The organism is Cupriavidus neocaledonicus, assembly GCF_000372525.1.
Lineage (GTDB): Bacteria > Pseudomonadota > Gammaproteobacteria > Burkholderiales > Burkholderiaceae > Cupriavidus > Cupriavidus neocaledonicus.
Genome location: NZ_AQUR01000104.1, coordinates 317,852 through 324,262, shown reverse-complemented (window position 1 = coordinate 324,262; position 6,411 = coordinate 317,852). Strand labels below are relative to the sequence as shown.

At 60.3% G+C, this 6,411-nt stretch carries 5 protein-coding genes and 1 tRNA gene; 4 read left to right on the top strand and 2 right to left on the bottom strand.

Annotated features, from left to right (window positions below; all coding sequences use genetic code 11):
• The 3 genes from A3AG_RS0124120 to A3AG_RS0124110 form a co-directional block, all read left to right on the top strand.
• Positions 1-372, top strand: a 372-nt coding sequence (locus tag A3AG_RS0124120) for an AMP-binding enzyme (RefSeq protein WP_026164439.1), incomplete at its 5' end; no start/stop codon positions are given.
• Positions 373-480: 108 nt separating this feature from the next.
• Positions 481-2,532 carry a VC_2705 family sodium/solute symporter gene (locus A3AG_RS0124115; RefSeq protein ID WP_018007874.1) on the top strand — a complete coding sequence of 684 codons (2,052 nt, stop codon included), beginning with the start codon at positions 481-483 and terminating at the stop codon, positions 2,530-2,532.
• 61 nt (positions 2,533-2,593) lie between these two features.
• Positions 2,594-2,684: transfer RNA gene (locus A3AG_RS0124110), tRNA-Ser, on the top strand.
• Between the two features lie 251 nt (positions 2,685-2,935).
• On the opposite strand, the gene A3AG_RS0124105 is transcribed toward A3AG_RS0124110, so the two are convergent.
• Both A3AG_RS0124105 and A3AG_RS32260 read right to left on the bottom strand, forming a co-directional pair.
• Positions 2,936-4,147 carry a glycosyltransferase family protein gene (locus tag A3AG_RS0124105; RefSeq protein ID WP_018007873.1) on the bottom strand — a complete coding sequence of 404 codons (1,212 nt, stop codon included), beginning with the start codon at positions 4,145-4,147 and terminating at the stop codon, positions 2,936-2,938.
• A gap of 20 nt (positions 4,148-4,167) precedes the next feature.
• On the bottom strand, positions 4,168-5,694 hold the full coding sequence (locus A3AG_RS32260; protein ID WP_018007872.1) for a glycosyltransferase family protein: 1,527 nt from the start codon (positions 5,692-5,694) through the stop codon (positions 4,168-4,170).
• 184 nt (positions 5,695-5,878) lie between these two features.
• Here A3AG_RS32260 and A3AG_RS0124095 point away from each other — a divergent pair, with 184 nt between their 5' ends.
• Positions 5,879-6,370, top strand: coding sequence for a GNAT family N-acetyltransferase (locus A3AG_RS0124095; RefSeq protein WP_018007871.1), 492 nt, complete (start codon positions 5,879-5,881; stop codon positions 6,368-6,370).
• Positions 6,371-6,411: the final 41 nt, after the last annotated feature.

The window sequence follows — 6,411 nt, the reverse complement described above, 5'->3', positions numbered from 1 at the left end:
CACCGCATGGGCACGATGGAGATCGAGTCGGCGCTGGTGGCCAATCCGCTGGTGGCGGAGGCCGCGGTGGTGGGCCGCCCGGACGACATGACCGGCGAAGCGATCTGCGCCTTCGTCGTGCTCAAGCGCGCGCGCCCGAGCGGCGACGAAGCCGTCAAGCTCGCCACCGAGCTGCGCAACTGGGTCGGCAAGGAGATCGGCCCGATCGCCAAGCCCAAGGACATCCGCTTTGGCGACAACCTGCCCAAGACGCGCTCGGGCAAGATCATGCGCCGCCTGCTGCGGTCGCTGGCCAAGGGCGAGGAGATTACGCAGGACACCTCGACGCTGGAGAACCCGGCCATCCTCGAGCAGCTCAAGCAGGCGCAGTAATCCGCCGGTGACCCGGCAAGCCGGAGCCGAACCCTGAACCCGCCGCCGCGCACCCGCGCGCCGGCGGGTTTGTTACGATAGCTTCCCACCGATACGGACTGTCCCCTCATGCCCGAAGCCCAGGCGCGCTTTCGCCGACGGTTGCTGCTCTACTACGGCCTGTTCACGCTGGGGCTGTTCGGCTTCGTGGGCATGATGGGACTGCTGGAACGCTCCAATGCCGATGCGCTGTGGCTGGGCTATGTATTCCTGTTCATCACCATCGCGATCTACGCCTGCATCGGGCTGATCTGCCGCACCTCGGATCTCAACGAATACTACGTCGCGTCGCGGCGCGTGCCGGCCATGTTCAACGGCATGGCGATTGCCGCCGATTGGATGAGCGCGGCCTCGTTCATCGGCCTGGCCGGCATCCTGTTTTCCTCGGGCTACGAAGGGCTGGCCTATGTGATGGGGTGGACCGGCGGCTATTGCCTGGTGGCCTTCCTGCTGGCGCCCTACCTGCGCAAGTACGGCGGCTACACCATCCCCGACTTCCTCGCCGCGCGCTATGGCAACGGCAAGCCCGGCGGGAACCTGCCGGTACGCGCGATCGCGGTGCTGGCCGCCTCGCTTTGCTCGTTCGTCTACCTGGTGGCGCAGATCCAGGGCGTGGGGCTGGTGGTGACACGCTTTATCGGCGTCGAGTTTGCCGTCGGCATCTTTTTCGGGCTGGCGGGCATCCTGGTCTGCTCGTTCCTTGGCGGCATGCGCGCGGTCACTTGGACGCAGGTGGCGCAGTACATCATGATGATCGTGGCGTTCCTGGTCACGGTATCGATGATCGCGTGGAAACACCACCAGGAACCGCTGCCGCAGCTGAGCTACGGCACGCTGCTGACACAGCTGGATGCGCGTGAACAGCAGCTGGAGCGCGAGCCGGCCGAGCAGGCGGTGCGCGACTACTACCGGCAGCAGGCCATCCTGCTGCAGGAGCGCATCGCCCGCCTGCCCCAGTCTTTCGCGCAGGAGCGCGACGCGCTCGACGCGCGCCTGCAGGACCTGCGCAGCCGCAATGCACCGCTGCGCGAGATCAAGGCGCTCGAGCGCGAACGGCTCGAATTCCCGCGCGATGCCGCCGCCGCGCAGCAGCAGTGGCACCAGCAACGCGAAGACGCGCTGGCGCGCAGCCGCCATTCGATGTCGTCCACCGAACCATATCCCGCGGCATCGGAGCAGGAGCGCAAGACCAAGCGCCTCAATTTCGTGCTGCTGGTGTTCTGCCTGATGGTGGGCACCGCCAGCCTGCCGCACATCCTGACGCGGCTCTACACCACGCCTTCGGTCAGGGAAACGCGCAATTCCGTGGCCTGGGCGGTGTTCTGCATCGCCTTGCTCTACGTGTCGGCACCCACGCTCGCGGCGCTGGTGAAATACGAGTTCTTCGAGCACCTGGTCGGCACCCCGTACGCAGACCTGCCCCAGTGGGTGGTGCAATGGCGCAAGGTCGATCCACCGGTGTTCGGCATCCGCGACGTCAACGGCGACGGCATCGTGCAATGGGCCGAAATCCTGCTGCAGCCCGACATGATCGTGCTGGCCGCCCCGGAAATCGCCGGCCTGCCATACGTCATCTCCGGGCTGATCGCCGCCGGGGCACTGGCGGCCGCGCTCTCGACGGCGGACGGCCTGCTGCTGACCATCGCCAACGCGCTCTCGCACGACGTCTTCTATCACATGGTCGACCGCCAGGCGAGCCACCAGCGCCGCGTCACCACCGCCAAGATCGTGCTGCTGGCGGTGGCGCTTTTCGCCTCGTACGTCACATCGTTGCGTCCCGGCAATATCCTGTTCCTGGTCGGCGCCGCCTTCTCGCTGGCGGCGTCCAGCTTCTTCCCGGTCCTGATCCTCGGCATCTTCTGGCGCCGCACCACCGCCGCCGGCGCGGTCGCCGGCATGGTCGCCGGGCTCGGCGTGGCGGTGTACTACATCTTCGTCAACTATCCCTTCTTCACCCGCATGACCGGCATCTTCGGCAACCGCTGGTTTGGTGTCGACCCCATCGCCTCAGGCGCCTTCGGCGTCCCCGCAGGCTTCGCGGTGGCGATCGTGGTCAGCCTGCTGACGCCGCGCAATGCGCCGGTGATCGACCGGCTGGTGACCTACCTGCGCAAGGGATAGGGGAGGGTGGTGACGAGGTACTGGATTCGACGGGCAACTCTGCTATAATCGCGGACTTCCCGGAGAGATGGATGAGTGGTTTAAGTCGCACGCCTGGAAAGCGTGTATGGGTTAATAGCCCATCGGGGGTTCGAATCCCCCTCTCTCCGCCAGAACAACGTCTGTAGTGATGCAAAGCCGTCCGTTTGGACGGCTTTTTTGTTTGCTGGCCCATGGGATGTCTTGGGAGCCAATTCGCCGCTGGTCGTCCGAATTCGGGCGCCATCGTCCCGACGGGGGGCGGCGCAGCCTGCTCGGCCATAACTGCGCTGGAGGGCGGAGGCTGTGTTGCGGACGCAAAGCACACGGCGGCGTCGTCACCTAATGGGCAGCAAAGGATGCCGCCCATTCAAGATCTCGTTCCCTACTGTACGCCAGCCCCATGTAAGGACGCGTGCAAGGAGAGCATCAGCTTGGTCAAGCGCGAGGGGTGGTACGACTCGAGCACTTTTCTTCTGCCGTTTTCTGCGACTTGCTGCAGATCCTGATTGCCGGCGAAGACCCTTTCGAGAAGATCGGTCAGCTGTTCCAGGCTGCGGTATAAGAGCATCTCTTCATTTATCAGGAAATTAGTTTCGAGTATTTCATTTGGCGCCGCGATGACGGCGGCGCCACTGGTAAATGCAGCCAGGGCACGTTCGTGGAAGCCGCTATAGTGCGGGAGAGGGCAGATGACACTCTTCGAGTGTGCCATGGTTTCAATGAGTCGGGGAAATGTTCTCTCCTCTATGAATTGAAGTCTGCTGGCGCCGGCTGGGGGAGCAATCTGCCGATCGGAAATAACGGTAATGGGGAGATGCTGGACTGCGTGAATCAGGCTGTGACGTCTTGAGAATTTAACGAAGTCGAGAGTCGTGGTGATAAGGAAAAGAATATCCGGGTCATCCATCGCAATCGCCACTCGCATTTCGGAAAGAGCCCGGAAGATCTCGAGCAGCGGATCGCAATCTAGGCGATCCAGGGCTTTCTCTGTGACCGCATGGAAGATTTCCTTCAGAAGCCGCTGTCTATGGTTGCGGGGTTTCTCATATCGGTCGAGGACGAGCGTCGGACTAGCCAGGCCCATAGGTAATAGAATATCGATCTCCCGCGACTGGAGTGGTTCGATGCGATCCGGCGAGGCCTGCGGAAATGCTATGCTGGGCGAAAAATATACACGCCGGCTTCCCAGCATCCTGGCAATATTGGCATACGAATAATCGGTGATAAGTAACGTTCTGTAATCACCGGTGGAGCCGATTTGGTGGGACATCGACTCGTGTGCCGGACAGTCGTGCATCAAATCGAAGAGCGGTTTCTTGTAGCAGGCAAAGAGGGAGCGTAAGTCGCCGGGTCCAGCGTTGAGCAGAAGTTCCGAACCGAAGCCGTTATAGCAAACGAAGAAGATGCAATGCGGGTCTTGCGCCGCTTCTGTTACCTGGCGCGGATGAGCAAGGTAGTCAATGGAGGTTGTGCCGATGCCTTGCGTGGCAAAGCATGCGGCCAGTTCATTTGTGAATACCAGGTTGTGCTGATGCTTGTCCGCGCCAGGGTTGGTGAGTGTGGCCACGTAGTTTTTGAATGCTGCCGGCTTCATTATTTGTGGTCTTCTTCCAATTAGTTCATGGTCTGACGGAAATGCGAGGCAATGCGGCTGAATATAATCCGGGCCCGCCTCAATGGCGTCAACCTCAACGCGCGTAGCGCCATGACCTCTGCGCGTCCGTGGGCTTGCATGGGAGATGGCGTCGGCGTGTGGACGACGGTTTCCGCCTGAGCCAGCAGTCGAGCAGCCAGCCTCTTGTTTTCCTCTGCCACGCTCTCGAATCCGCTTGCAAGCTTTCGATATTCAGCCAACAGGTTATCGTGACGCCGTTCTGCATCCAAATGGTTCCCCGCTGCCTGCCTTAGCTTCTCGGTCAATTCGCTGAAAAGCGACATGTCCATGTCGCTCCTTCGCGACGGTGGGCGAACGATCAGCTTTTCTTCGGCGAGCAGTTCATTGGTAATGAGTTGGCAGCGTTTCCACAATTGCTGATTTTTATCGAAGACTTCCAGATACTTTTTCCAGTTGCAGTAGGCGAGCCCGTACAGCTTGTCAAGGTCCCGCAGCAATGCCGCTATCCTCTGTGCTGATTTGTGCGTTTCGTAGTCCAGTAGAATAATATCGACGTCGTCGGTGAATGCGACGTTCATCCTCAGCGGATCGCTAATGCAGTTGAGCACACCGCTGAATCCGGCCTCCATGCAGGCGCCGGTCGGAAAGCCGTCAAATGCCCCGCTGCCGCCCTCGTTTGCAGGCCGGTTGACGGACAGGATGATATCCATGCCCGGATAGAATTCTTTGAAGAAGGAGTTCGGTTGCTTGCCGTGAAAAGTAATGCGGTCGGCAATCTCGTCGAGCGGAATCTGGTCCGACGTATAGTCGCCGACGACGTGAAGGCGCAGGTCTGGGAAAGCGGGGGCCAAGGCTTTTCCTATGGCGATGAACTGATCATATCCTTTTTTCCTGACATCGTTGCCATATCGATGTGCGACGAAGCAAATGTCAAGGGTGTCTTTGTTGCGGCCGTAGCGCTTTTTGTCCCGGTGGAAATCGAATCCATTGTGGGTTTCGTATACCCCACCGTAGATGAATTCGAATTTTTCAATCGGTGCCTGGGTTATGTCGAGCGCGTACGTCTGCGAGAGGTTTTGCGAGACGATAACTTTGCGGCACAGCGGTGAATTTACGACGCGGCGAAGTCTAGCATCGGCTACATCGGTATGCAGGTCAAAACCACCGCCCGGGTAGAGCTGCAAGACAAAAGGGATTGCGCGCTCTTCCAAATACGGGAGTAGCTGGTCGGCGTTGTTCAGGAACGTAATGTAGGCCAGCTTCGGGACGATATTGCGAAGTTCATCGAACTTGAAAACACGTGATTTCGCCTCCGCCGGCAAGTTGCTTTCACTCAGCTGCGACGAAAATCCTAGATTGGAGTAGCCGCCGTGCCAGCCTTCAGTGGTAAGAAGGATCGAGGATCTGAAGTGCGTTAGGTAATGTGAATATTCCAGCAGCCTGAAGGTTGAGAAATTGCAGGGGAGCATTTCATCAATAATGAGCAGGTCGCAGTATTTTGTGCCGATCGAGTCTTGTTCTTGCATGATTTTGAGCTCGGGATTGCGTGGTTAAGCTGCGTTAGCCTTCAATCTTGGGCCGGGCTAATAGATCTGGAGACAAGGTACTGTACAGCACAAGGGTCTGCACGGTTGCGTACGCACGGAGGGACGGGCGAGTCTGCCGCGCAAGGCCTGCCGCTTTACACAGTCCCGGTTATGCTCTCGCCCCATGACCAAACTCAATACGAATTTCGAAATCCGCCCCGCCTTGCCCTCTGACGCGCAAGCCGTGGAGGCCATCCTGATCGATACCTACCTCGGCACCTGGAAGCCGCAACTGACGCCGGCCGCCGCCGCCGCCTTCGAGCAGCAAGGCAAGACCCGCAGTTACGTCGAAGCACGTTTGCAGGAGTTCCATGTTGCCTGCCTGAACGGCGTGCCGGCCGCCATGGTGGATTGGGAAAACAACTTCATCTGGGCATTGCATGTCGGCCGTGCCTGGCAGCGGATGGGGCTCGGCGCGGCGCTGCTGGCGCATGCGGAGGCCGAGATGGCCCGCGCCGGGCATCGCGAGGCGCGGCTGGAGGCGGATACGTTCAACCAGCAGAGCCGCGCCTTCTATCGGCGCCAGGGCTATGCCGAGATCGATTTCTATCCCGATGAGAGCTGGGACAGCGGCTTCACCACGGTGCTGCTGTCAAAGGCGCTGGCGCCGGGCTGAATCCGGGCCTCCGCTGTCGGTGGGGATGCGGCCGCGCTCAT